The sequence below is a fragment of the Telluria sp. AIW5 genome (genome assembly GCF_056680575.1).
On the sequence record NZ_CM155289.1, the window covers coordinates 3,430,458 to 3,455,460 of the forward strand.

Genomic DNA, 25,003 nt, shown 5'->3' on the forward strand with positions numbered 1-25,003 from the left:
GAATACCTATGGACCTGAATTTCACCCCGCAAGAAGAAGCCTTCCGCGCCGAAGTGCGCGCCTTCCTGGCCGAGAAACTGCCGGCGCGCCTGTCGGATAAAGTCGCCGAGGGCAAGCACCTGTCCAAGGCCGACATGGAAGAGTGGCACGCCGTGCTGAACGAACGCGGCTGGCTGGCGAACCACTGGCCCGAGGAATACGGCGGCCCGGGCTGGACCGCCATCGAAAAATTCATCTTCGAGAACGAGAGCGCCATCGCCCACGCGCCGCGCATCGTGCCCTTCGGCGTCAACATGCTCGGCCCGGTGCTGATCAAGTACGGCAACGCAGAGCAGAAGGCCTACTGGCTGCCGCGCATCCTGAACGGCGACGACTGGTGGTGCCAGGGTTATTCGGAACCGGGCGCCGGCTCCGACCTGGCGGCCGTCAAAACGACGGCGGTACGCGGTACCGATGCCGAGGGCGAGCACTACATCGTCAACGGCCAGAAGACCTGGACCACGCTCGGCCAGCACGCCAACATGATCTTCTGCCTGGTGCGCACCGATCGCGAGGCGAAGAAGCAGTCCGGCATCAGCTTCCTGCTGATCGACATGAACTCGCCCGGCATCGAAGTGCGTCCGATCATCACGCTCGACGGCGAGCATGAAGTCAACGAAGTCTTCTTCACCGACGTGCGGGTCCCGGTCCAGAACCTGGTGGGCGAGGAAAACGCCGGCTGGACCTGTGCCAAGTACCTGCTGACCTACGAGCGCACCAATATTGCGGGCGTCGGCTTCTCGGTGGCCGCCCTCGCACGCCTGAAGCGCGTCGCTGCGCGCCAGACCCGCAACGGCAAGCCGCTGCTGGACGATCCGGCGTTCGCGGCGCGCCTGGCCCGCGTCGAGATCGACCTCGAGAACATGAAGACGACGAATTTGCGCGTGATCGCGGCGGTGGCGGGCGGCGGTGTGCCGGGTGCGGAGAGCTCGATGCTGAAGATCCGCGGCACCGAGATCCGCCAGGAGATCACTTCGCTGACGCGGCGCGCGATGGGCGTGCATGCGCGCCCGTTCACGCAGGACATGCTCGACGCCGACTACCACGGCCCGCAGGTCGGCCCCGATTTCGCCGCGGCCGCCACGGCCCAGTACTTCAACAACCGCAAGCTGTCGATCTTCGGCGGCTCCAACGAGATCCAGAAGAACATCATCTCCAAGATGATCCTGGGCCTGTGAGGAAGACACCATGAATTTCGAACACACCGAAGAACGGCGCATGCTCGCCGACAGCCTGAACCGCTTCATCGCCGAGCGCTACAGCTTCGAGACGCGCAACAAGATCGCCGCCAGCGCTGAAGGTTATTCGCCCGAGATGTGGAATCATTTCGCCGAACTGGGCGCGATCGGCGTCCTGATGCGCGAGGAAGACGGCGGCTTCGGCGGCGGCGGTTTCGATATCGCCATCGTCTTCGAAGCCCTGGGCCGTGGCCTGGTGATCGAACCGCTGCTCACCAGCGCCGTACTGGCCGCCGAAGCGATTGCCGCCGCAGGCAACGAATCGCAGCGCGGCCTGCTCGCCGCGATCGCCGACGGCAGCACCATCGCCAGCTTCGCGCACGACGAGCCGGACACCCATTACGAACTGGCGCGCGTGGGCATGCTGGCCACCCGCCAGGGCGAGGGCTGGGCGCTCAACGGCGTCAAATCGGTCGTGGCGCTGGGCGAGCAGGCCGGCGTGTTCGTCGTGTCGGCCCGTACGGCCGGCGCGATCGACGACGAAAACGGCATCTCGCTGTTCCTGGTCCCGGCTGGCACCGCAGGCGTGACGGTGCAGGGCACGCCGACCATCGACGGCGGCCATGTGGCCGAACTGCGCTTCGAGAACGTGCTGCTGGACGCCGGCGCGCTGCTGGGTGCCGAGGGGGAGGGCTACGCGACGCTCGAACGTGCGACTGGCCGCGGCATCCTGGCCCTGTGCGCCGAAGCGCTGGGCGCGATGGAAGCGGCCAAGGCGGCCACGCTCGACTACCTGCGCACGCGCAAACAGTTCGGCGTCCCGATCGGCAGCTTCCAGGCGCTGCAGCACCGCATGGCCGACCTGCTGCTGGAAATCGAGCAGGCCCGCTCCGCCGTGATCAACGCGGCGGCGGCACTCGACGCGGACCGCATCACCCGCGAGCGAGCGCTGTCTGCGGCGAAGATGAGCATCGGCCGTATCGGTACCAAGGTGGCCGAGGAATGCATCCAGCTCCACGGCGGCATCGGCATGACCTGGGAACTGCCGCTGGCGCACTATGCCAAGCGCCTGGTGATGATCGACCACCAGCTGGGCGATGAAGACCATCACCTCGAGCGCTATATTGCGCTCGGCCGGCAAGCGGCATCTCAGGTATGACTGCGGGCCTGCTGGTACGCACCGAAGGCTCGGTGCGGGTGCTCATCAACAGCAACCCGCAAGCGCGCAATGCGATCACGCCGGCGCTGTACGACGCCTTGCCCGCGGCCTTGAATGAGGCTGCGGCCGATCCTGCCATCGGCGCGATCGTCTTCGCCGGCGACGGCGACTTCTTTTGCGCCGGCGGCGATTTGCGCCAGCTGGCGACGCGGCGCGAGCTGCCGGTCGAGGGGCGCCTGGAGAAGATCGGACGCCTGCACGACCTGGTCCGCGCATTGCGCGCCTGTCCGAAGCCGATCATCGCGGCGGTGGAGGGCGGCGCGGCCGGCGCCGGGATGTCGATGGCGCTCGCCTGCGACATGCTGGTGGCCGCCGACAATGCCTTCTTCACGATGGCGTATGTGAAGGTGGGCCTGAGTCCCGACGGCGGCGCGACGGCTTTCCTGTCGGAGTTCCTGCCGCGCCAGCAGATGATGGAGCTGTGCCTGCTGGGCGAACGGATTCCCGCCGAACGCCTGCATGCGCTGGGCGCCGTCAACCGGCTGGTCGAGCGCGGCACCGCCGTGGCCGGAGCGGTGCAACTGGCCGAGCGCATCGCGCAAGGTCCGGCCAACGCGGCGGAGCGCATCAAGCGCCTGTGCGAACATGCCGGCCACGCCAGCCTGGACGAGCAGCTCGACCTGGAAGCGCAGCTGATGGCGCAATCGCAGGGCGACGACGAGGCGCAGGAAGGCATCAAGGCCTTCTTCGAGAAACGCGTGCCCGATTTCGCCGCCCTGCGCGGCAAGCAGCAACAAGAATAGCGTTCGGGCGCCAAGGCGCCGGGCGTAGAACGGAGACTGAACGTGACAACAAAATCCTCCCTGCCGCTGGCCGGTGTACGCGTCCTCGACCTGTCGCGGGTGCTGGCCGGTCCCTGGTGCGCCATGGTGCTGGGCGACCTCGGCGCCGAAGTGATCAAGGTCGAGCACCCGGTACGCGGCGACGACACGCGCGACTGGGGCATGCGCGTGGGCGCCACCGAGACGGCCTATTTCAACAGCGTCAACCGCAACAAGCGCTCGGTCTGCCTCGACCTGAAAACCCCGGAAGGCCAGCAGATCGCGCGCGACCTCATTCGCAAGAGCGATGTCGTGATCCAGAACTTCAAGTTCGGCGACATCGAGCGCCTGGGCCTGGGCTACGAGCAGATGAAGGAAGAGCAGCCGGGCCTGATCTACTGCTCGATCACCGGTTACGACCGCACCGGGCCGGAAGCGGCGCGTCCCGGCTACGACCTCGTGATCCAGGGCGAGGCCGGCCTGATGGCCCTGAACGGCGAGCCGACCCAGCCGCCGCTGAAATTCGGCGTCGCCGCGGTCGACATGATGACCGGCATGTATGCGGCGCAAGGCGTGCTGGCCGCGCTGTACGACCGCGAAAAGACGGGCCTTGGCCGCCACATCGGCATGGCCCTGTTCGACTGCGGCCTGATGATCACCGCTTACTATGGCCTCGAAGCACTCTTGCGCGGCAACGATCCTCCGCGCTACGGCAACGCCCACCCGTCGATCATGCCGTATGGCGTGTACGAGGCCGAAGACGGTCCGCTGGTGATCGCAGTCGGCAATAACAGCCAGTACCTGCGTTTCTGCACCGAGGTCATTGAACGGCCGGACCTGGCGGCGGACGAGCGCTTCAAGACCAACCTGAACCGCACCATCCACCGCGAGGAACTGGTGCCGCAGCTGCGCCAGGCGGTGGCGGGGCGCAAGCGCAAGGAGCTGCTGGAGCGGATGAGCAAGGTCGGCATTCCCTGCGGCGAGGTGGCGGGGTTATACGAGGCGATGACCTCGCAGCGCGCAACTGAGGCCGGGCTGGTCAACAAGATGCCGCATCCAGTGGCGGGTACTGTCGACGTGATGGCTTCGCCTTATCGTTTCGATGGCGAACGCTTGCCGGTGCGCAGTGCGCCGCCGACGCTGGGGGAGGGGACGAATCAAGTGCTGGCGGACTTGCTGGGCTTGTCGGAAGATACCTTGAAGGGCTTGAAGGAACGCGGCGTGGTGTAAGCGAGTTTGCCGTCGTGCACCGTAGGGTGGGCACCCGGTGCCCACGCGGACGCATGCACCGCGTTGACGCATTTGGCCCCGCACACCCTGCACAACTGTCGGCGGTTGGAATAGAGCCGCGTCAGCGCATCGTTCCGCGTGATCTTCATGGTCGGCGTCTCCGTGCCCGCCACCAACACCCGAAATTATTTGTCCCTGTCGCGCTTCAATTCCGCGATCCAAGAGCTAGATTGAATGGAGATTCTTCCGTTCTTGGAGCGTATCATGTCATCACGTCCGCTTGTCCCAGCCGTCATCCTCACGATGCTGACGGCCTGCATGTCGGCCACCGCGGTCCCCCCGCGCGCCGACCTGCTCGGCACCCCGGTTCCGCCGGCGGCAGCCAACCGTACCGTCACACTCACACCCGGCGTCCACTACATCAACGTCACCGGCGGCGATGTCGTGCGCTTCCAGTCGGGCGGCCAGGAATTCGGCTGGTCCTTCGACACCAGCCCGATTGTCCAGGTGTTCAGCCTGAACCAGGTAGCGCCGGCCGGCGCCCTGGGCCGGGACGTCCTTGTCTACATCGCGCCCGATCCGCGCTACTCGGAACACGCCGACTTCAACCACAGCGACTACCAGCGCGGCATGGCCGCGCCGGTAATGGCACGCTGAGTGTAATTACTTGCCGGCGTTCATGGCGCGCAGGAACTGGCCCTTGATCTTGCCGCCCTCGACCGTGCCCAGGATGACATTGGCGATGGTACCGCCCTTGCTGTCCAGGCCGTCGATGTCGTTCGGATTGTATTCCGGCGGCAGGGAGGTGAACGCCTTTTCCATCTTGGCGCGGATCGCCGTGGCGTCGGTCGTGGTGCCGGCCAGCTTCATGGCATTGATGGTCGCGTGCACGGCCGTGTAGTTCAGGCTGATCTCGGTGCTCGGATCCTTGCCCGGGTTCAGCTTGCGATAGCGCTGGGTGAAGGCGACCGCTTCCGGACGGTCGTCGTTTGCCAGCGGCATCACGCCGATCGAACCTTCCAGCGGTGCCAGGCCCCCGACTACCTTGGCCATTTCGTCGATCTTGGCCTGGTCGAGGATGATGAAGCCGCCCTTGAAGCCCAGTTCGCGCGCCTGCTTGGCCACCAGTGCGGTCGGCTCGGAGGCGCCGCCAATGAACATGACGTCCGGTTTCGACTGCATCGCACGGCTGACGCCGCTGTAGAAATCGGTGGCCTTGTTGTAGGACATCGGGTTTTCCGACACCACCTTGCCGCCGGCGCCTTCCCAGGCCGGCTTGAACATCGCTGCCCAGGCCTTGGCGTAGTCGTGGTCGGCCTGCAGCATGGCCACGTTCTTGCCGTGCTTCGCCATCATGGCCTTGGTGAACGGCGCGATGTAGCCGGTGAAATCAGGCGGGATGCGGATCGTCAGCTTGTTGCCGCGCTCGGTGACCTGCGGCAGGCTGGTATAGGCCAGCAGCAGCAGGTTCGCTTTTTCGTTGAAGGCCTGCACCGCGAAGATGCCGCCCGAGTGCGGCACGAGGACGGCGGCCGTCTTGTGCTGCTGCACCAAGCGCTGCACGTTGATGCCGGTCTCGGCCGGGTTGTACTTGTCGTCCAGGGCGACGATCTCGACCTTGTAATTCTTGCCGCCGATGCTGAGCGGCTTGGCATTGATTTCCGCCGCCGCCATTTCCATGCCGCTCAAGACGTTCTTGCCGTAGAGGGCTGCGCCGCCGCTCAGGGGGCCGGAAAAGCCGATCTTGATGACTTCCTGCGCCTGCACGCCGCCGGCGGCAAAAGCAAGGGTGGCCGCGGCCACGGCCAGCACGGTACGGCGGGACAATTTGGTTTGCAATTTCATTTTTGCGGTCTCCTGATTTACTTGTTGTGGGTGCTACTCGGTGGGTTGGGGTCTACGCCCCGATATACGCCTTGCGCACTTGCGCATTGTTCAGCAATTCCTCGCGTCCGCCTTCCATCACGATGCGGCCCTGTTCGATCACATAGGCCCGGCTGGCGATGTTCAGCGCCGCATACGCGTTCTGCTCGGCCAGCAGCACCGTGGTGCCCGCCTTGTTGATGCGCGCGATCACCTCGAACATCTGCTTGACCACCAGCGGCGCCAGGCCCAGCGAGGGTTCGTCCAGCAGCAGCGCCTTCGGCCGGCCCATCAGCGCGCGGCCGATCGCCACCATCTGCTGCTGGCCGCCACTGAGCGACCCGGCCGGCTGGTCCTTTTTTTCAAACAGGATCGGGAACAGTTCGAACACTTCCTCGAGTGTCTTCGCCGTTCCTTTTGCGTCGCGCCGGTGCACATAGGCGCCCAGCGTCAGGTTCTTCAGCACCGACATGCCGGGAAACAGCTTGCGTCCTTCCGGGCAGTGCACCAGGCCATCGGCCACGATCTGCGAGGGCTTGCGGCCCACCAGCTCGTGGTTGCCGAAGCGGATGCTGCCCGTGCTGGCTTTCTGCAGCCCGCTCATGGTGAGGAAGATCGAGCTTTTGCCGGCGCCGTTCGAGCCGAGCAGCACGACCAGTTCGCCTTCATCCGCATGGATCGAGACCTCGTGCAGGGCGCGGAAGCTGCCGTAGGACAGGGAGACCTTGTCAAGCCGCAGCATGTTCGCTCCCCAGGTAGGCTTCGATCACGACCGGGTTGGCGCGGATCTCGGCGGGCGTGCCTTCGGCGATCTTTTCGCCATAGTTCAGCACCAGGATCTTGTCGGCGAGGTTCATGATCATGTCCATCTTGTGTTCGATCAGGCAGACGGTGAGCCCGCTGGCCGCCATCTTCCGGATCAGGTTTGCCAGGCCCACGGTCTCTTCGGGATTCACGCCGCCCGCCGGTTCGTCCAGCAGCAGCAGGGTCGGATCGGTCGACAGCGCCAGGGCAAAGGCGACGCGCTTTCTTTCCTCCTGCGAGATGTCGCCGGCGATGCGGTTTTCGACGTGGCCGAGGCCCACGAAATCGAGCGCGGCGCGCGCCTTTTCGCGGCAGATCCGTTCTTCGTCCTTCAAGCGCTTCGTCCCCAGCACGACGTCGAGCAGCGAGGACTTCGTGCGCAGGCGGTGGCCGACGATCAGGTTATCCAGCACGGTGGCGGTATCGAACAGGGTGGTGCTCTGGAAGGTGCGCGCCATGCCGAGCCGCGCCACCTGGTCGGCACGCAGGCCGGTCACGTCGCGGCCGTCGAATACCACCTTTCCCGTCGTCGGTGCGATCGCGCCGCTGACCAGGTTGAAGAAGGTGGTCTTGCCCGCGCCGTTCGGGCCGATGATGGCGTTGATCGTGCCGCGCGCGAACCGCACGCTGACGTCGTTGACGGCCGCCAGGCCGCCGAAGCGCTTGGTGAGCGACTCGATTTCAAGCATGGGTGGCTCCTTTCGCGGTGGGGATCGACGGCACATCGCGCGGGGCCGCCGGCGCTGCTGCCTGCGCAGCCAGCGCTTCCCGCATCGCCTCGTTGCGGCGCTTGCGGTTCATGCAGGTGCCGACGATCCCGTAGGGCAGGAAGATCACCAGGATCACCAGCAGCGGGCCGAAGACGACGAAGCGGAAGTCCTGCAGCACCTGCAAATACTGGGTCAGCCAGGGCACGCCGATGGCGCCGAGCAGAGGGCCGAGCAGGGTGCCGATGCCGCCGATGAGCATGTACATCGTCATGTCGAAGGTGTGCTCGACGCTGGCCACGCCGGGCCCGATGAAGCGCACGAAGCCCGCATACAGGCCGCCCGAGAGGCCGGCGAAGAACACCGACAGCATGAAGGCCAGCAGCTTGTTGCGCATCAGGTTGATGCCGAGCGCCTGGGCCAGGTCGTCGCCGTTGCGGATCGCCATGAAGGTGCGTCCCAGCAGCGAGCGCACGATGCGGTGCATGGTCCACAGGCTCAGCACCAGGAAGAACAGCACCAGGTAGTACTGCGGGCGCGGCTCGGTGAAATCGATGCTGCCGATGTTGGGCGGCGCCGGGATGCCGATGATGCCGACCGTGCCGTGGGTCAGGCTTTCCCACTTCTCGATCACGAGGTACATGATGTAGCCGACGCACAGGGTGAAGATCGAGAAGAAGTGGGTTTTCAGGCGCAGCGAGACCAGGCCGACGAAAAAGCCGATGCCGGCTGCGACCACGCCGGCCAGCACGAAGGCGATCCAGAACGGCACGTGATGATCGACCGTCAGGATGCCGACCGTGTAGGCGCCGACGGCCATGAAGCCGCTGTGCGCCAGGTTGTACTGGCCGGTATAGCCGGTGATCAGGTTCAGGCCGATCGTGGCGATCGCGAAGATATACGCGGTCGACATCACGGTCAGGTGGTAGTCGTTCCCGGCCAGGAAGGGAAAGGCCAGGGCGAGGGCCAGCAGGAGCAGCCAGCCGGTGGTGGAGTTAAAGAATTTCATCAGGTCGCTCCCTTCGCGAACAGGCCCTGCGGACGCACCGACAAAATCAGCACCAGCAAGGCAAAGGCGATGATGTCCTTGTAGTCGGTCGAGATGTAGAAGGCGCCGAAGGATTCGGCAAAGCCGATGATCAGGCCGCCCACGATCGCACCCGGCACGCTGCCCATCCCGCCCAGCACGATGATGACGAAGGCCTTGGTAATCACCAGGTTGCCCATCGAGGTGTAGACCAGGTTGATCGGCGCGTACAACACCGCGGCCATGCCGGCCAGCGCGCCGGCAATGGCGAAGGTGAGCATGGCGACCCGGTTGGCGTCGATGCCGACCAGGGCCGCGCCCTCGCGGTTCTGCGCCATGGCGACGATGGTGGCGCCGGTGATGGTCTTTTTCAGGAACAGCTGCAATAACGCGACCAGCAGGAAGGCCGCGCCGATGATCAGCAGGCGCTGGGCGGGCAGGGTCAGGCCGCCGAATTCGAGCAGCTGGGTGTAGGGCGTTTCCATGCGGTGGAAGTCCGCGCCCCAGATCGCCTGCGCGCCCGCTTCGAGGAACAGCAGGATGCCGATCGAGGCGATCATGTGGTGCAGGTAGGGCGCTTTACGCAGCGGGTGGAACACCAGCCGTTCGGACAGCACCGAGATCAGGGCAACCACGGCGGCCGCGCCCAGCATGCCCCACCAGTAGTTCAGGCCGAGTTTGGTCATGATGAAGAAGGCCGAATAGGCACCCGCCATGTAGAAGGCGCCATGCGCGAAATTCGGCACGTGCAGGATGCCGTAGACGAGCGTGAGCCCGAGTGCGACCAGGCTGTAGACCCCTCCAAGGGTCAGCCCGTTGAGGACTTGTTGCAGGAAAAGCTCCAAAATCGTGTCTCCATTATTGGTGTGATCGTTTTTGATTTGGATGCTGCCGGCGTGGGGCGATTACTGCATGGGCGCACCTCGTGGCCTGGAACGGGCGGGCGCCGCGGCAAGCACGCGCTTCATGCGTGCGCATGCCGTCGAGTCCGGCTTGGGAAGGGTTAGGGAAGAGGGGATGGCGCCGCATGCGGGACCGCGCGCGGCCTGCACTGCCTTCGTATTCGCCAACACATGCTTTGTGAACATGCCGCTCCTCGGAGTGGGTGCGCGGTATGCGTACCCGATGACTTCAGCGATTTGGTTTTGCTACGCGAAACTACAGGGTGTAAAATGGAACAAAAAAAGGATACGATACTTTTAGTTGAGTAGCAATGGTTTGTTCGCGAACCCGCAAGCGGCGCGCGGTGCCTGGAGGGACGGGTCGCTCTGCAGCGAACAAAACAGCCCAGCCAGTGTGCCATGCCTCGCCCGTCCGGCATAGTCATTTTGCGCTGGCGGCCGCCTCGTATTCCCACCGTCCAGACTGGGGTCCATCCATGGAGCAGAGCAGCACCAACAGCACCGGCGAGCAGTTCGAGACTGGCCCCGCCGGCGAGGCCACCGATGGCGCGCGCAAGAACGAGGAGCGCTATTTCATCACCGCGCTGGCGCGCGGGCTGGAAGTACTGAGCTGCTTCCGCTCGGCGGACAAGGGGCTGACCAACCAGCAGATCGCCGAACGCTGCGGCCTGCCGAAATCCACCGTCACCCGCTTCACCTATACGCTCACGCGCCTCGGCTACCTGGTGCAGGACACGGGCGGGCGCTATGTGCTGGGCACGGCGACGCTGGGCCTGGGCAGCGCGATGCTCGCGCGGCTCGACATCCGCCAGCTGGCGCGGCCCATGATGCAGGAGCTGGCCCAATTTTCCGGCACCACGGTCTCGATCGCGGTACGCGACCGGCTGTCGATGATTTATATCGAGGTCTGCCGCAGCACGGCGGCCCTGGCCCTGGCGCTGCAGGTGGGCTCGCGGATGCCGCTCGCGGTATCGGCCATCGGCCGCGCGTGGCTGGTCAAGGCCAGCGAGCAGGAGCGGAAAGACATCCTGGCGCGCTACCAGGAAATCGACGAGATGGCCTACAAGGCGGTGCTGGAAGCCATCGAACGCGGCCAGCGGGATTATGCGCAGTACGGCTGCACGACCTCGTTCGGCGAGTGGCAGAAGGATGTCAACGGCATCGCGGTGGGATTCCTGCCGATCGGCGGCAACCAGCTCATGTCGATCAACTGCGGCGGGCCGTCGTCGAGCGTCTCGAAGGAGTTCCTGCTCGAGGAGGTGCGGCCGCGCCTGATCGAGATCGCGGCGCGGCTGGAGTCCTGATCCAGGCTGTTGAAACTTGGCCGGCCATGACTCGTAGCGTGGGCGGCTCCGCCGCCCACGCGTTCAACCAGAAATTCAATAACCCGCGTCCAGCTGCGCCGCCGTCAGCGCCTTCATCACCGCAAACACCCCGCTCGCGCGCAGGATGCGCTTGTTGTCCACCATCATTTCGCAATCGGCAAACGCCACGCGCGAGCCGATGCGCGCGATGTTCACGTGCGCTTCGACCCAGTCGCCCGGACGCGCCGCGCCGATGAAATCGGTACTCAGGCTGACGGTCACGAACGAGTGGCGGTGCTCGCAGGACAGCGCGAGGCCCAGGCCGAGGCTGGAGTCGGCCAGGCTGGCCAGCATGCCGCCGTGGACGATGCCGCGCATGTTGGCGTGACGGTCGCCCATGCGCATCGCGATCAGGATCTTGCCGGGCTCGCGCCGTAGATACATGGGGCCGAGGCTCGCCATGTAGGGGCCGCCCCGCTTGAGGCGCTCGAATCCTTCCGGCACGAAGCTGCCGTCGTCGTCTTGTGGTGTCATGTTCAAAAACCTGTGTTCATAAAAGAACGCGGCGACCCAGGGGCCGCCGCGGTGATTCAACCAGCTCTGTTCAAGCAGCCATTATGCATCAGAACATGTGCATCACGCCTGCGCTGAAGCGGTTTGCCGAATCGCTGCCGACGGCAACGATGCCCTGCGCCAGGTTGATGGCCTGCGGCGCGCCGGCGGCGGCCGTTGCGACGATGACGGAGTCGGTAGCGGCATGGCTGTACGCGGCGTACAGGGTCGAGCGCTTGCTCAGCGCGTAACGGGCGATCGCGTGGTACTGCTGCGAATCGTCGCGCAGGTCGCCGGTGCGGCGGGTGTTGTAGAACGCGCCGGTCAGGGTGATGGCTGGTCCGACCGGAACGTCGACACCGACGCCGAGCACGGCGATCTTGCGGTTCGTGCTGTCGACTTCGTTGGCGATGTAGGTGCCCTTGAGGACGGCCATCGGCAGGGTGTACTTCAGGCCGATGCCGTAGGAGGTCAGCTTGTCGGTGTTGAGGTTGTTCTTCATGCGCGCGTAGGCGCCGGCGACGCCGAACGGACCCGCGTTGTAGAACACCGAAGCGCCCTGGTAGGAGCCCTTCTGGATGCCGTCGGCCTGTTCGCCGAAAGCACGCATCAGCGCGAAGCCGGCGCCCGAGAAGGTCGGCGAGACATACTTGATCGAATTCGACTGCCGCAGGGCGCTGTTGCCGGCGCCGTTGGTGCCGAAGCCGCCGTAGACGGCGCCGAAGTTCAGCGCGCCGAACAGCACGTTCGGGCTGGTCGCCGCGAAGGCCAGGCCCATCGGGTCGGCCAGGCCGACCGAGCCGATACCCAGGATGTTCTGGCGGCCGATGTCGATCGAGCCGAAGGCGCCGCCGATGCCGACGGTTGCTTCACGGTCGAACATGGCGGTCGTGGCCGGGGTGCCGGTGTTGACGCCGGCGGTGCCGACGTCGTTCGACAGGGTGCCCTCGAGGCCGAAACGGGCCTTCAGGCCGCCGCCCAGGTCTTCGACGCCCTTGAAGCCCCAGCGGGAAGTCTGCATCAGGCCTGCGTCGACCGAGGTACGGTCGCCGACCGGGCCGTCATTGGTAACGTGGCTGAGGCCGGCATCGACGATGCCGTAGATGGTGACGCTGGTCTGGGCGGACGCGGTCGACATGCAAGCAGCAAGCACGGCCATTGCAAGGATGGTCTTCTTCATTTTAATGCGGTCTCCTGGTTTTCGAGGTGCTCCGGCCCCGACGAGGCCGGATCGCGATACAGCGGTATAGCGGCGGCGTTTCTCTTGGTGGAACTGTGCCATCTATTCTGAAACTGTATTTTCTTGAGTCAATATTGTCAACGACTTCGTGGCAGTTGCGATGCCTTTGTGCACTTTCGCACAGGAAGTGTTGTTCAGATAGGAAAGATGCAAGAGAGATGTGGACAAGAAGGTCCGGAAGCGCCGCAGCGGGGAGCTGCGGCTGGGGGAGAAGCGCCCCCGGCATATGCATGCCGGGGGGGTGCAGCGGTCAGTGGACTGGGTCAGTCTTCCTGGAAGGCTTCTTCGCGCTTCGCGCGCAGCGAAGGCAGCAGTACGACGATCATCGCGGCGGCGGCCAGGGCCAGCATGGTGGCGCTGATCGGACGCTGGACGAACACCAGCGGGTCGCTGTGCGAGAGCAGCAGCGCGCGGCGCAGGTACTCTTCCATCATCGGGCCGATGATGAAGCCGAGCAGCATCGGCGCCGGTTCCGCACCCAGCTTGGCGCAGATGTAGCCGAACAGGCCGAACAGTGCCATGAGGTAGACGTCGAACTCGTTGTTGTTCAGGCTGAACACACCGATCGCGCAGAACATCAGGATGGCCGGGTACAGGCGGTGGTAAGGCACCATGATCATCTTGACCCAGAGGCCGATCATCGGCAGGTTCAGCACGACCAGGAACAGGTTACCGATCCACATCGAGACGATCAGGCCCCAGAACAGCGCAGGCTGCTCGGTCATCACGGCCGGACCTGGCTGGATGCCCTGGATGATCATCGCGCCGATCATCAGCGCCATCACCGGGTTCGACGGAATGCCCAGGGTCAGCATCGGGATGAACGAGGTCTGGGCGCCGGCGTTGTTCGCCGCTTCCGGCGCCGCCACGCCTTCGATCGCACCCTTGCCGAAGTTGGCCGAGTTCTTCGAGACCTTCTTCTCGATCGAGTAGGACGCGAACGAGGCCAGCATGGCGCCACCGCCTGGCAGGATGCCGAGGGCCGAACCGATGAAAGTACCGCGCAGGACCGGGGCGGCGATGCGCTTGAAGTCTTCCTTGGTCAGCATCAGGCCCGAGACCTTCTTCATCATCAGGGTGCGCGACTCGTCGTGCTCGAGGTTGCGGATGATTTCGCCGATGCCGAACATGCCCATCGCGACGATCACGAAGTTGACGCCGTCGGCCAGTTCAGGCAGGTCGAAGGTGTAGCGCGCGGCGCCCGAGTTGACGTCGGTGCCGATCAGGCCCATCAAGAGGCCCAGGATCACCATGCCGATCGCGTTGAGCAGCGAGCCGCTGGCCAGCACGACCGAAGCGACGAGGCCGAGCACCATCAGCGAGAAATATTCGGCGGGGCCGAATTTCAGAGCCAGCTCGGCCAGCGGCGGCGCGAACAGGGCCAGCAGGACGGTGGCGACGGTGCCGGCGAAGAACGAGCCGAGCGCCGCGGTGGCGAGCGCCTTGCCTGCATGCCCCTGGCGCGCCATCTGGTAGCCGTCGATGGCTGTCACCACCGAGGATGATTCTCCCGGCAGGTTGACCAGGATGGCGGTGGTCGAGCCCCCGTACTGGGCGCCGTAATAAATACCGGCCAGCATGATGAGCGCCGAGACCGGCGGCAGGCCGAAGGTGGCCGGCAGCAGCATGGCGATGGTGGCAACCGGGCCGAGGCCCGGCAGCACGCCGACGGCGGTGCCGACGAAGACGCCGATCAGGCAGTAGAACAGGTTGGTGAGGGTGAGGGCCGTTTCGAGGCCGAGCATGAGGTTGTGCAGGGTATCCATGATGTCTTCTTCTTAAAAACCGAGCCACGGGCCGAGGATAGGCATCGGCAAGCCAAGCAGCTTGACGAACACGACGACCGCGAACACCGCCAGGCCAATGGCCAGCAGCAGCGAGGCGCCCCAGGTGAATTTAGGACTGGCATAGGCGCTCATCAGCACCAGCACCAGCACGGCGGGCACCAGGCCGGCGTTGCGCATCAGCAGGCCGAACAGGAGCACGGCCACCAGGACCAGGACGATCTCCCTGATGTAGAACTTGCCGACCGGCTCGCCGGGACGCAGGAGCGAACGGATCACGCCGACCGCGCCGACAAGGGTCAGCAGGCCCCCGAGCACGGTCGGGAAATACGCCGGGCCCATGCGGCCGGCCGAACCCATCGGATAATCGAGGCCGATGATGATGGCGGCCAGGCCGAAGAACAGAAAGATGATGCCGATCCAAAAATCCTTTGGATGGCGAATGAATGATGGCACTACGCGCTCCTTTATTGCTGTTGATGACTGACCACGGCCTTTGCGGCACCGTGGCCGTACGGCTCCCGCCGCGCGGAGCTGCGCGCCGGCCCCGGGAGCAATCCCGGCGCCGGCGCGCAGTCAGTGCGGCGGTGGATCAGTCGGCGTAGACGCCGGCTTTCTTGATGATCGGCGACCAGCGCTCGATCTCGGATTTGAGGTAGGCGCGCAGCGCTTCCGGATGGGCCTTGGCTTCAGGCACCGGTTCGGTGCCGAGGTCGGCGAAGCGCTGCTTGACGTTCGGATCCTTGAGCGCGGTCTGCAGGGCGCTGGCGAGCGTGTCGATGACCGGCTTCGGCGTGCCTTTCGGCGCGTAGAGGGCGTGCCAGACCGCGACTTCGAAGCCCGGCAGGCCGGCTTCGTTCAGGGTCGGCACCTCGGGCATGTTCGGCAGGCGCGACTTCGTGGTCACGCCGTAGACCTTGACCTTGCCGCTCTTGATCTGGCTGGTGGTGTTGGTGGTCTGGTCGCACATGAAGTCCACCTGGCCGCCGAGCAGGTCGTTCATCGCCGGGCCGGTGCCCTTGTACGGGACGGTGGTGAGGTCGGTGCCGATCGCGGTCATGAACAGCATGCCGCACAGGTGCGAGGCCGAACCGACGCCGGCGTTGGCGTAGGTGACCTTATCCTTGTTGGCCTTGATGTAGGTGAGGAATTCCTTGAAGTCGCGGGCCGGGAAGTCCTTGCGCGCGACGATGGTCATCGGCACGTCGGTGACCAGGCCGACCGGCTCGAAGCTGTCGATCGCGTTGTACGGCAGCTTGCGGTAGAGCGAAGGCGCGGTCGAGTGGCCGATGTGGTGCAGCAGCAGCGTGTAGCCGTCCGGCGCCGCCTTGGAGACGCGCGTGGCGGCGATGGTGCCGCCGGCGCCGCCGACGTTCTCGATGATGATCTGCTGCTTGAGCTTATTGCCCATCGACTGCGCCACCAGGCGCGCGACCGTGTCGGTCGGGCCGCCGGCGGCGAACGGCACGATCATCGTGATCGTCTTGGTGGGGTAGGTCTCGGCATGCGCTGCCATGCTGCCGAACAGGGCCAGGCATGCGGCGGCGCGCATCAGGGTGATTTTCATGGATGTCGTCCTCGTCTCTGTTTATAGGTGTGGTGCTGCCGTCCACCTGGTGCATCGTTCCGGTCCGCCCGTCGTGTGCGGGCTTGGGTTGTGACTGGAGATGTTGTTGATCAGGTATCTACGCAGCATGGTTGTACCAGTAAATAGTGTGCAATGCAACTAAGGGAAAACCGCAATAGCCAGTTGGCGAAAAGCTCATCCATATTAGCGCGCCGTGCAAAAGCCGGCGCGAAACCGGCCTGCCGTGCGCGTCTCCCGGGCTCGCCCGGCCGGTGTGGTCGTAGCGTCGCAGCCGGAGGCGGTCTTGCCGCGGCGCCCTGTGTTGCGTTCCTGCCCGCTGGCCCGGCCAATGCACCTGGCCTGGCCACCAGGGGCGCGGCGTATCGGGTGCAGCGCTACTACGGTAATTTTACGTATTTCAAATCCGTCAACGATCGCCAATAATCATGCCGCTTGCGTGGCCGCCATTCGCGCGCCCGGCGCAAGCGCACGACGTAGCGGCATGCCGCCGTGCGTCGCAGTAGCAGATAGCAAAAAAACCGCCGCCCGCATGTGCCTGACCGCGACGCGGGCGGACTATAAAAGAGAAGAGGAGCACCGTGTCATTCCTGATTGTTCTCGCCGCCCTGGCGTTCCTGATGTTTGCCGCCTACCGCGGCTACAGCGTCATCCTGTTTGCACCGATCGCCGCCCTCGGCGCTGTGCTGTTGACCGACCCTTCGGCCGTGGCGCCGGTCTTTTCCGGCATCTTCATGGAAAAGATGGTCGGCTTCGTCAAGCTTTATTTCCCGGTCTTCATGCTCGGCGCCGTCTTCGGCAAACTGATCGAGCTGTCCGGCTTCAGCGAATCGATCGTGGCCGCCGCCGTGCGCTACATCGGCCGTTCGCGCGCGAACGCCGTCATCGTCGCGGTCTGCGCGCTGCTGACCTATGGCGGCGTGTCGCTGTTCGTGGTGGTGTTCGCGGTGTATCCGTTCGCCGCCGAACTCTATCGCCAAAGCAATATTCCGAAGCGCCTGATGCCGGGTGCGCTGGCGCTGGGCGCGTTTTCGTTCACCATGGATTCGCTGCCGGGCACGCCGCAGATCCAGAACATCATCCCGACCACCTTTTTCAAGACCACCTCATGGGCCGCGCCGATCCTCGGCACGATCGGTTCGCTCTTCATCATCGTGGTCGGCCTGGCCTATCTCGAATGGCGCCGCCGCGCCGCGATGGCGAAAGGCGAGGGCTATGGCACCGCGCTGCAGAACGAACCGGAACGCGTTCACTCCACCTCGCTGCCGAACCCTCTGCTGGCATTGCTGCCGCTGATCGTCGTCGGCGTTGCCAACTTCATGCTGACCCGCATGATCCCCGAGTGGTACGGCACGTCGTTCACGATCGCGCCCGAAATCCTGCCGGGCCTGAAAGCGCCGGTGACCACGTCCATCAAGACCGTGGTCGCGATCTGGGCGGTGCAGGGCGCGCTGCTGCTGGGCATCCTGTTCGTCGTCGCGACGGCCTTCAACCGCATCAAGGACCGCTTCGCGGCGGGCTCGAAAGCGGCCGTCGGCGGCGCGCTGCTGGCCGCCATGAACACGGCCTCGGAATACGGTTTCGGCGGCGTCATCGCCGCACTGCCGGGCTTCATGGTGGTCGGTAACGCCCTGAGAAGCATTCCCGATCCGCTGGTCAACGCGGCCGTGTCGGTCAGCTCGCTGGCCGGCATCACCGGTTCGGCCTCGGGCGGCATGAGCATTGCGCTGGCCGCCATGTCGGACCTGTTCATCCAGGGCGCGCAGGCGGCGCAGATTCCGCTGGAAGTCCTGCACCGCGTGGTCGCCATGGCCAGCGGCGGCATGGACACGCTGCCGCACAACGGCGCCGTCATCACGCTGCTGGCCGTCACGGGCCTGACCCACAAGCAGTCGTACCGCGAGATTTTCGCCGTCACCGTCATCAAGACGCTGGCCGTGTTCTTCGTGATCGCCGTGTATTACCTCACTGGGCTGGTGTAAGCCGCACGAGGGCGAGGGCAGCGCGCCCTCGTCGCGCCGGGCCGGACGCCGCGTGTAAAAATTGTCTCGATGCCATTAAATCCGGTTTACACTCCATTCCGTCACTCATACGGAATAATGAACCGGCGCAATGGACGAACAGCAACTAACTGAATCGCCCGCCCCATCCCTGAAGGACTTCGGCCCCTTTCCGATCGTCGGCATCGGCGCCTCCGCGGGCGGCCTGCCGGCCCTGATGCGGCTGCTCGAGAACATGCCGCCGGCGCCGGGGATGGCGCTGGTGGTCGTGCTGCACCTGGAGGCGGACGCGCCGAGCGCCGCCGACCGGGTGCTGCAGCGGGCCACCGGCATGCCGGTACTGCAGGTTACCGAACGCATGGCGCTGAGGCCGAACCAGGTCTACGTCATTTCGCCCGGGCGCAGCCTGGCCATGGACGACGGCCACCTCGTTGCCGACAAGCCGCAGTGTGCGCTGGGCGTACCGATGACCATCAATGTCTTCTTTCGCACCCTGGCCGAAGCCTACGGCGAGCGCGCGATCGGCGTGCTGCTGTCCGGCATGGGCTCGGATGGGGTGGCCGGCCTGGCCAGCATCAAGGAGCATGGCGGCGTCGCGATGGCGCAATTGCCGGCCGACGCAGAGGAAAGCAGCATGCCGCAGGCGGCGATTGCCTCTGGCCTGGTCGATTTCGTCCTGCCCGCTGCGCAGGTGCCGGCCAGGTTGATGGAGATGCGCGACATCATGCAGGCGATCCGGCAAGGCGGCCTCGACGGCCATGCCCCGCCCGAGCTCCCGCTGTTCGAGGCGGAAGGCAGCTCGGTGGAGGGCCTCGACACCATCCTGTCGCTGCTGTACGCGCGCACCGGCCACGACTTCCGCCACTACAAGCAGCCCTCCGTCCTGCGCCGCATCGAGCGCCGCATGCAGGTGCGCGGCGAGGCGGACCTGCTGGCCTATTGCCGCCTGCTGGCGCACGACCCGCAAGAGCCGGATACCCTGGTGCAGGAGTTGCTGATCGGGGTAACCAATTTCTTCCGAGACCGCGATGCCTTCAACGCGCTCGAGAAGACCATCCTTCCGCGCATCTTCCACGGCAGGAAACCCGAAGAGCCGCTGCGCGCATGGGTCACGGCCTGCTCGACCGGCGAGGAAGCGTATTCGGTGGCGATGCTGCTGGCGGAGCACGCTGAGTGTATCGACGGCGCGCCGGCGATGCAGGTCTTCGCCACCGATATCGACGAACGCGCGATCGCGGTGGCGCGCGCCGGACGCTATCCGGATGCTATCGCGGCCGACGTGCCGCCGGAGCGGCTGGCGCGCCATTTCTCGCTCGAGGACGACCACTTCACGGTGCGCAGGCTGCTGCGCGACCGCATCCTGTTCGCCCAGCACGACCTGCTGCACGACCCGGCCTTCTCGAACCTCGACCTGGTCAGCTGCCGCAATGTCCTGATCTACCTGAACCGGGACGTCCACCGCCACCTGCTGGAAGTGTTCCACAGCGCGCTCAAGCCGGGCGGCTACCTGTTCCTGGGCGGCGCCGAATCGGCGGACCTGGCGCCCGACCTGTTCCTGGCGGTCAACGGCCGCCACCGGCTGTACCAGGCCAGGCCCGGCGTGAAGGCGGCCCACCGCCTGCCGCTGGTGCCGGCGAAGCGGGCGGGGGGGCGCCAGGGGGCAGCAAGGATCGACGCGCCGCCGCCGCAGGCCGCCGCGCGCCCCACCTCGTTCGCCGAGCTGCACCAGCGCACGCTGGCCCAGCTGGCGCCGCCCAGCGTGCTGGTGAATGCCCAGGGCGATATCGTGCACGCTTCCGACGGGGCCGGCGCCTTCCTGCGCTATGGCGGCGGCGAACCGAGCACGCAGGTGCTCGCGCTGGCGCTGCCCGAATTGCGCAGCAGCCTGCGCACCGTGATGTTCCAGGCCCAGCAGAGCGGCAGCGCGGCGCACCTGGGCCCGGTCCGCTACAGCCAGGAAGGCGCGGGCCGCGTCGTCAGCCTGTCGGCCGTGCCGGTGCAGGGCGATGGCGCCGCCGCAGGCCTGTTGCTGGTGCGCTTCGAGCCGGCCGAACCAGCGCCCGACAGCGCGGACGCCGACGAGCAGAACGCCGGGCCGCGCCTGCGCGCGCTGGAAGCGGCCCTGCTGGACGCCCGGCACAACCTGGCGCGGCTGGTCGAACAGGCCGAAGCGGCGGGCGCCGAACAGGACCAGGCCAACAGGGCCTTGCAGGCCATGGTGGACGGCCTGCGCACGAGCGTCGAAGACCTCGAGGTACAGCGCGAAGAGCTCCAGTCACGCAACGAGGAGCTCTACACCGTCAATGCCGAGCTGGCGGCGCGCCTCGAGGACACTTCCAAGTCCAACGACGACCTGAGCAACCTGATCGCCTCGACCGACATCGCCACCCTGTTCCTCGACCAGCGCCTGCGCATCCAGCGCTACACGCCGAACGTCACCCGCATCTTCAACATCATCCCGGCGGACGTCGGGCGGCCGCTGGCGCATATCACCAGCCGCCTCGAAACCACCCGCCTGCTCGACGAGGCCGTCAGCGTGTTCGCCAGCGGGCAGCCGGTCGAGCGCGAAGCGCGCGGGGCGGACGGCCGCGAGTACATCGTGCGCGTGCATCCCTACCGCACGGCCTACGGCCGCGTCGAGGGCGCGGTGCTGACCTTCATCGACATCAGCAGCCGCCGCACGGCCGAGAAAGCCCTGCGCGAAAGCGAACAGCGGCTGGCGCTCGCGTTCGCGACGCTGCCGGTCGGTATCGGCACCGTCGACATGGCCGGCAATACGGTCATGCTCAACGAGAGGATGCGGCGTTTCTTGCCGACCGGCGTGATACCGTCGCGCGATGCTGCGCGCATGGACCGCTGGCGCGGCTGGGACGCTGGCGGCGCGCCGGTCCAGCCCCGCGATTTCCCCGGCGCGCGGGCGCTGCGTGGCGATCCCATCCCGTCGGGCATGCAGATGCTGTACACCGACGACGACGGCGTCGAAACCTGGACCGAGGTGCGCTCGGCGCCCCTGCGCGACGGCGAGGGCAACATCACCGGCGCCCTGTCCGTCGTGATCGACGTCGACCGCCTCAAGCGCGGCGAGGAGGCGGCGCAGCAGAGCGCACAGCGCCAGGCCTTCCTGCTCCGGCTCGCTGACGCCGTCAGGCCGCTCGACGCGGCCGCCGAGATACAGGGCGAGGCCGCGCAACTGCTGCGCGAGCACCTCGCCGCGGGATGGTGCTACTACGTCGAATGGGACGAGGCGGCCGCGCGCGGCCACGTGCTCCGCGCCGCGGTGCGCGAGGGCCTTCCGTCGCTCACGGGGACGCACGACGTCTCGGACGTGCCGGAGTTCCTTGACATCCTCCGCAAGGGGGCCGTGCTGAACGTCGGCGACTACGCGAACTTCGATGGCTTGAGTCCAGCGTTTCGTGCGCGCTACACGGCGCTTGGCTTGCGCTCGATGCTGGTCGCTACGCTGGTCAAGCAGGGGCGCCTCGTCGCGTCGCTGATCGTGGGCGGCACCGAGGTATGTGACTGGTCAGGCGACGCGGAGGCGCTGCTGATGGAGGTCGCCGAGCGCACCTGGGCCGCCGTCGAGCGTTCGCGCACAGAGGCGGCCGCGGCGCGCGCCGAGCGGCGCGCGGAAAGCATCCTCGAACACATGGGCGAGGCGCACTGCGTGCTCGGCCCTGATTACCGCCTCCTGGTCGTCAACGCTGCCGCCGAGCGCCTGCTCGGCAGGGAGCGCTCGACGCTGCTGGGGCGTACGCATTGGGACGCCTTCCCCGAATCGGTGGACGCCCCGGTGGGCCAGGCCTTCCGGCGCGTGGTCGAGGAGGGCGCCGAGCAGCACTTCACCCACCACTACACGGGCGAAGGCTACGACTTCCACCTCGAGGTCGACGCCTATCCGACCGAGGAGGGCGGCGTGGCCATCTTCTGGCGCGACGTCACCGAAAAGCTGCGCGCCGCGCAGGCGCTGCAGACGAGCGAGGAAAAGTACCGCGCCCTGTTCAACGAGATGGACGAGGCCTATTCCGTGGTCGAGGTGATCGCCGACCGCACGGGCCACTGGAACGACTTCCTGTTCCTCGATGCGAATCCCGCCTTCATGCGGCACACGGGCATGCCGTATCCCGTCGGACGCACCGCGACCGAGCTGCTTGGCAGCCCCAACCCGCAATGGGCGGAGTTGTATGGGCGCGCCGTGCAGACGGGCCAGCCGCTACGCGTCGAAATCGGCGAGCTGACGCTCGGGCGCGTGTTCGACCTGAACGTGTTCCGGCTCGGCGGCGAGGGCAGCCGGCGGGTCGCTGCGCTGTTTACGGACATCACCGGGCGCAAACAGACCGAGGAGGTGCTGCGCCGCAGCGAAGAACGCTATCGCATGCTGTTCGAAGCCTCACCGATGCCCTTCGTGGTGACCGCGCCCGACGCGCCGCACTTCACGGTCGTCGGCGTCAACGACGCCTATCTCCGCGCCACCTTGCGCACGCGCGAAGCCCTGGTCGGGCACCACCTGTTCGAGAGGTTCCCCGATGATCCCGACCGGGGTATCTCGAGCGTCCTGCGCGCCTCGTTCGAACGGGTGATCGCCACCCGGCAGCAGGACATGATGCCGGTCATGAAATACGACATGGTGCGGCCCGATGGCACGGTCGAGGAACGCTGGTGGATCCCCCTGCAATCGCCCGTGCTCGACGACGACGGCCAGGTGACGGCGATCATCCACAGCGCTACGGACGTCACCGACATCCACCGCGCAGGGGTGGCCTTGCGCGCGAGCGAGCAGCGCCTGGCCGGAGAACTGGCCAAGACCGAACTGCTGCAAAGGCTCAGCACCAGCCTGATTTCGGAACAGCGGCCGGAGGCGATGCACGACCAAATCATCGAGGCCGCCATGATGCTGGCCGAGTCCGATGCCGCGTCCATCCAGTTCCTCGACCCGAACACGGGGCGCCTGCGCCTGATCGCTTCCCGCAACCTCCATCCGCTATCGGCCGAATTCTGGCGCGACATGGACGGGTGCTACGCCAGCACCTGCGGGCGCGCCATGCGCACGCACGGGCGCGTGGCCGTCGAGGACACGGAAGCCGACCCCGGGATGGCAGGCAGCGCGGACCTCGAAGAGTACCGGCGCTCGGGCATCCGGGCCGTCCAGTCGACGCCGCTCAGGGCCGGTTCAGGACGTGTGGTCGGCCTGATCTCGACCCACTGGCGCTTCCCCCGCCGGCTCACCGAGCAGGACTTCACGCTGTTCGACGTGCTGGCGCGCCAGCTCGCCGACCTGGTCGAACGCGCGCAGACCGAAGAGGCCCTGCGCGCCACCGAAGCGCGCTTCCGGGCGCTGGCCGAAGCTTCGCCGGGGCTGATCTGGCAGATCGACGCCGGCGGCGCCCTGAACTATGTGAACGGGCGCTGCCTCGACGTCACCGGCGCCAGCCTGGAACAGCTGCGCGGGGCCGGCTGGCAGGGCGTCCTGCATCCGGACGATGCGGCCGGCTACCTCGATGGCGTCGCGCACGCCCTGCGCCTGGAGGACGCCTTCCAGCAGCGCGTGCGCCTGCGCACACGGAGCGGCGGCCACCACTGGTTCGAATCGCACGCGCTGCCCTGGTATGCGGCGGACGGGCAGTTCCAGGGACTGGTCGGGATGTCGATCGACGTCGAGGAGGCGGTGCGGGCCGAGGACGCATTGAAGACCGCCGACCGCCGCAAGGACGAATTCCTCGCCACCCTGGCGCACGAGCTGCGCAATCCGCTTGCCCCGATCAGCAATGCGCTGCAGTTCCTGCGCTTCCCGGAAGGCAAGCGCCGCGCCGACCGCCTGCTGGCGATGGTCGAGCGCCAGGTGCGGCACATGGTGCGGCTGGTCGACGACCTGACGGAAGTGACCCGCATCAGCCGCGGCAAGGTCGACCTGCAGCGCGCGCCGGTAGCCCTGGCCGAGATCCTCGACAGCGCCGTGGAAACCTGCCTGCCCGCATTCGAGCAGAAACGCCAGCAACTGACGCTCGCACCCCGCGACGCGGCGCTGCGGCTCGACGCCGACAAGGTACGCCTGACCCAGGTGTTCGCCAACCTGCTCAACAACGCGGCCAGGTACACCGCGCCGGGAGGGCAGGTGTGGGTCGGCGTCGCCAGGGACGGCGGCCAGGTGCAGGTGACGGTGCGCGACACCGGCATGGGCATCCCTCCGGAACAGCTGCCGCAGGTCTTCGAGATGTTCCCCCAGCCGCACGGCAGGAACGGACATAGGGACGGCGGCCTCGGGATCGGCCTGGCCATGGTGCGCAGCCTGGTCGAGCTGCACGGCGGGACGGTCGAAGCGCACAGCGGCGGCCCCGGTCAGGGCAGCGAATTCGTGGTGCGCCTGCCGCTGCACGACTGTCCCAACGCCGCGCTGTGCGTTGAGGCGCCGGGCGAGCCAGGGGAGGCGCCGCTGGCCGGGCGCCGCATCCTGGTGGTGGACGACAACCGCGACGCCGCCGATTCCCTGTGCCAGCTGCTGGCCGCGCACGGCGCCGAGGCCCACGCCGTCTACGGTGGCCATGCCGCCCTCGAGGCCGTCGACAGCACCCGCCCGGATGCGGTCGTGCTCGACATCGGCATGCCGGAAATGGATGGCTACGAGGTCGCGCGCCGGATCCGCCAGATGCAGAAGGAAGAGGACGGCGGCGGGATCCGGCTGGTGGCCCTGAGCGGCTGGGGCCAGCATGCGGACCGCCAGCGTTCGCAGGCCTGCGGCTTCGATCATCACCTGACCAAGCCGGCCGAGTTGCACAGCCTGCTCAGGATCCTGGCCAAAGGGTGAAGGCGGCGC

18 protein-coding genes are annotated in these 25,003 nt (G+C 66.4%); 8 read left to right on the forward strand and 10 right to left on the reverse strand.

The window, feature by feature from the left end; all coding sequences use genetic code 11:
• Positions 1-8: 8 nt before the first annotated feature.
• The 5 genes from AC1MEM_RS15195 to AC1MEM_RS15215 all read left to right on the forward strand — a co-directional run bounded on the left by AC1MEM_RS15195 (position 9) and on the right by AC1MEM_RS15215 (position 5,084).
• A complete protein-coding gene (locus tag AC1MEM_RS15195; protein ID WP_499471777.1) occupies positions 9-1,217 on the forward strand; it encodes an acyl-CoA dehydrogenase family protein in 1,209 nt (402 codons plus the stop codon).
• Positions 1,218-1,227: 10 nt separating this feature from the next.
• Positions 1,228-2,376, forward strand: a complete 1,149-nt coding sequence (locus AC1MEM_RS15200; protein ID WP_499471779.1) for an acyl-CoA dehydrogenase family protein — start codon at positions 1,228-1,230, stop codon at positions 2,374-2,376.
• Entirely contained in the window at positions 2,373-3,179 is an 807-nt protein-coding gene (locus tag AC1MEM_RS15205) for an oxepin-CoA hydrolase, alternative type (RefSeq protein ID WP_499471781.1), read from the forward strand. The genes AC1MEM_RS15200 and AC1MEM_RS15205 overlap by 4 nt, the downstream gene beginning before the upstream one ends.
• Before the next feature lie 42 nt (positions 3,180-3,221).
• Positions 3,222-4,427, forward strand: a complete 1,206-nt coding sequence (locus AC1MEM_RS15210; RefSeq protein WP_499471783.1) for a CaiB/BaiF CoA transferase family protein — start codon at positions 3,222-3,224, stop codon at positions 4,425-4,427.
• 264 nt (positions 4,428-4,691) lie between these two features.
• Positions 4,692-5,084 carry a CzcE family metal-binding protein gene (locus AC1MEM_RS15215; RefSeq protein WP_499471785.1) on the forward strand — a complete coding sequence of 131 codons (393 nt, stop codon included), beginning with the start codon at positions 4,692-4,694 and terminating at the stop codon, positions 5,082-5,084.
• A 6-nt stretch (positions 5,085-5,090) separates the two neighbouring features.
• Here the strand turns inward: AC1MEM_RS15215 and AC1MEM_RS15220 are convergent, their stop codons facing one another.
• Genes AC1MEM_RS15220 through AC1MEM_RS15240 form a run of 5 tightly spaced genes read right to left on the reverse strand, consistent with a single transcriptional unit; the run spans position 5,091 to position 9,673 of the window.
• Positions 5,091-6,266, reverse strand: a complete 1,176-nt coding sequence (locus tag AC1MEM_RS15220; protein WP_499477656.1) for an ABC transporter substrate-binding protein — start codon at positions 6,264-6,266, stop codon at positions 5,091-5,093.
• 58 nt (positions 6,267-6,324) lie between these two features.
• Positions 6,325-7,032 carry an ABC transporter ATP-binding protein gene (locus tag AC1MEM_RS15225; RefSeq protein WP_499471786.1) on the reverse strand — a complete coding sequence of 236 codons (708 nt, stop codon included), beginning with the start codon at positions 7,030-7,032 and terminating at the stop codon, positions 6,325-6,327.
• Positions 7,019-7,783, reverse strand: coding sequence for an ABC transporter ATP-binding protein (locus AC1MEM_RS15230; protein ID WP_499471788.1), 765 nt, complete (start codon positions 7,781-7,783; stop codon positions 7,019-7,021). Before AC1MEM_RS15230 ends, AC1MEM_RS15225 begins: the two co-directional genes overlap by 14 nt.
• Positions 7,776-8,810: a branched-chain amino acid ABC transporter permease gene (locus tag AC1MEM_RS15235; protein ID WP_499471790.1), complete on the reverse strand. Its 1,035-nt coding sequence runs from the start codon at positions 8,808-8,810 to the stop codon at positions 7,776-7,778. Before AC1MEM_RS15235 ends, AC1MEM_RS15230 begins: the two co-directional genes overlap by 8 nt.
• Positions 8,810-9,673, reverse strand: coding sequence for a branched-chain amino acid ABC transporter permease (locus AC1MEM_RS15240; RefSeq protein ID WP_499471792.1), 864 nt, complete (start codon positions 9,671-9,673; stop codon positions 8,810-8,812). The genes AC1MEM_RS15235 and AC1MEM_RS15240 overlap by 1 nt, the downstream gene beginning before the upstream one ends.
• A gap of 533 nt (positions 9,674-10,206) precedes the next feature.
• Here AC1MEM_RS15240 and AC1MEM_RS15245 point away from each other — a divergent pair.
• Positions 10,207-11,034 (forward strand): IclR family transcriptional regulator, encoded by an 828-nt coding sequence (locus AC1MEM_RS15245; protein ID WP_499471794.1) that lies wholly within the window; start codon positions 10,207-10,209, stop codon positions 11,032-11,034.
• Positions 11,035-11,109: 75 nt separating this feature from the next.
• Here AC1MEM_RS15245 and AC1MEM_RS15250 read toward each other — a convergent pair whose 3' ends face one another.
• The 5 genes from AC1MEM_RS15250 to AC1MEM_RS15270 all read right to left on the reverse strand — a co-directional run bounded on the left by AC1MEM_RS15250 (position 11,110) and on the right by AC1MEM_RS15270 (position 16,177).
• The gene (locus tag AC1MEM_RS15250; protein WP_499471796.1) at positions 11,110-11,568 is read right to left on the reverse strand and encodes a PaaI family thioesterase; all 459 of its coding nucleotides are present in this window, start codon (positions 11,566-11,568) and stop codon (positions 11,110-11,112) included.
• Between the two features lie 88 nt (positions 11,569-11,656).
• Positions 11,657-12,766 (reverse strand): porin, encoded by a 1,110-nt coding sequence (locus AC1MEM_RS15255; RefSeq protein ID WP_499471798.1) that lies wholly within the window; start codon positions 12,764-12,766, stop codon positions 11,657-11,659.
• Positions 12,767-13,089: 323 nt separating this feature from the next.
• Positions 13,090-14,592, reverse strand: a complete 1,503-nt coding sequence (locus AC1MEM_RS15260; protein WP_499471800.1) for a tripartite tricarboxylate transporter permease — start codon at positions 14,590-14,592, stop codon at positions 13,090-13,092.
• 12 nt (positions 14,593-14,604) lie between these two features.
• Entirely contained in the window at positions 14,605-15,066 is a 462-nt protein-coding gene (locus tag AC1MEM_RS15265; protein ID WP_499471802.1) for a tripartite tricarboxylate transporter TctB family protein, read from the reverse strand.
• Between the two features lie 136 nt (positions 15,067-15,202).
• On the reverse strand, positions 15,203-16,177 hold the full coding sequence (locus AC1MEM_RS15270; protein ID WP_499471804.1) for a tripartite tricarboxylate transporter substrate binding protein BugD: 975 nt from the start codon (positions 16,175-16,177) through the stop codon (positions 15,203-15,205).
• Between the two features lie 599 nt (positions 16,178-16,776).
• Here AC1MEM_RS15270 and AC1MEM_RS15275 point away from each other — a divergent pair.
• Positions 16,777-18,177 (forward strand): GntP family permease, encoded by a 1,401-nt coding sequence (locus AC1MEM_RS15275; protein WP_499471806.1) that lies wholly within the window; start codon positions 16,777-16,779, stop codon positions 18,175-18,177.
• A 130-nt stretch (positions 18,178-18,307) separates the two neighbouring features.
• A complete protein-coding gene (locus AC1MEM_RS15280) occupies positions 18,308-24,994 on the forward strand; it encodes a PAS domain S-box protein (protein ID WP_499471808.1) in 6,687 nt (2,228 codons plus the stop codon).
• Positions 24,995-25,003 lie beyond the last annotated feature (9 nt).

Coding starts and splice junctions, on each gene's coding strand:
- AC1MEM_RS15195 (WP_499471777.1), top strand. CDS start 9: ATGGACCTGAATTTCACCCCGCAAGAAGAAGCCTTCCGCGCCGAAGTG.
- AC1MEM_RS15200 (WP_499471779.1), top strand. CDS start 1,228: ATGAATTTCGAACACACCGAAGAACGGCGCATGCTCGCCGACAGCCTG.
- AC1MEM_RS15205 (WP_499471781.1), top strand. CDS start 2,373: ATGACTGCGGGCCTGCTGGTACGCACCGAAGGCTCGGTGCGGGTGCTC.
- AC1MEM_RS15215 (WP_499471785.1), top strand. CDS start 4,692: ATGTCATCACGTCCGCTTGTCCCAGCCGTCATCCTCACGATGCTGACG.
- AC1MEM_RS15225 (WP_499471786.1), bottom strand. CDS start 7,032: ATGCTGCGGCTTGACAAGGTCTCCCTGTCCTACGGCAGCTTCCGCGCC.
- AC1MEM_RS15230 (WP_499471788.1), bottom strand. CDS start 7,783: ATGCTTGAAATCGAGTCGCTCACCAAGCGCTTCGGCGGCCTGGCGGCC.
- AC1MEM_RS15235 (WP_499471790.1), bottom strand. CDS start 8,810: ATGAAATTCTTTAACTCCACCACCGGCTGGCTGCTCCTGCTGGCCCTC.
- AC1MEM_RS15245 (WP_499471794.1), top strand. CDS start 10,207: ATGGAGCAGAGCAGCACCAACAGCACCGGCGAGCAGTTCGAGACTGGC.
- AC1MEM_RS15250 (WP_499471796.1), bottom strand. CDS start 11,568: ATGACACCACAAGACGACGACGGCAGCTTCGTGCCGGAAGGATTCGAG.
- AC1MEM_RS15255 (WP_499471798.1), bottom strand. CDS start 12,766: ATGAAGAAGACCATCCTTGCAATGGCCGTGCTTGCTGCTTGCATGTCG.
- AC1MEM_RS15260 (WP_499471800.1), bottom strand. CDS start 14,592: ATGGATACCCTGCACAACCTCATGCTCGGCCTCGAAACGGCCCTCACC.
- AC1MEM_RS15270 (WP_499471804.1), bottom strand. CDS start 16,177: ATGAAAATCACCCTGATGCGCGCCGCCGCATGCCTGGCCCTGTTCGGC.
- AC1MEM_RS15280 (WP_499471808.1), top strand. CDS start 18,308: ATGGACGAACAGCAACTAACTGAATCGCCCGCCCCATCCCTGAAGGAC.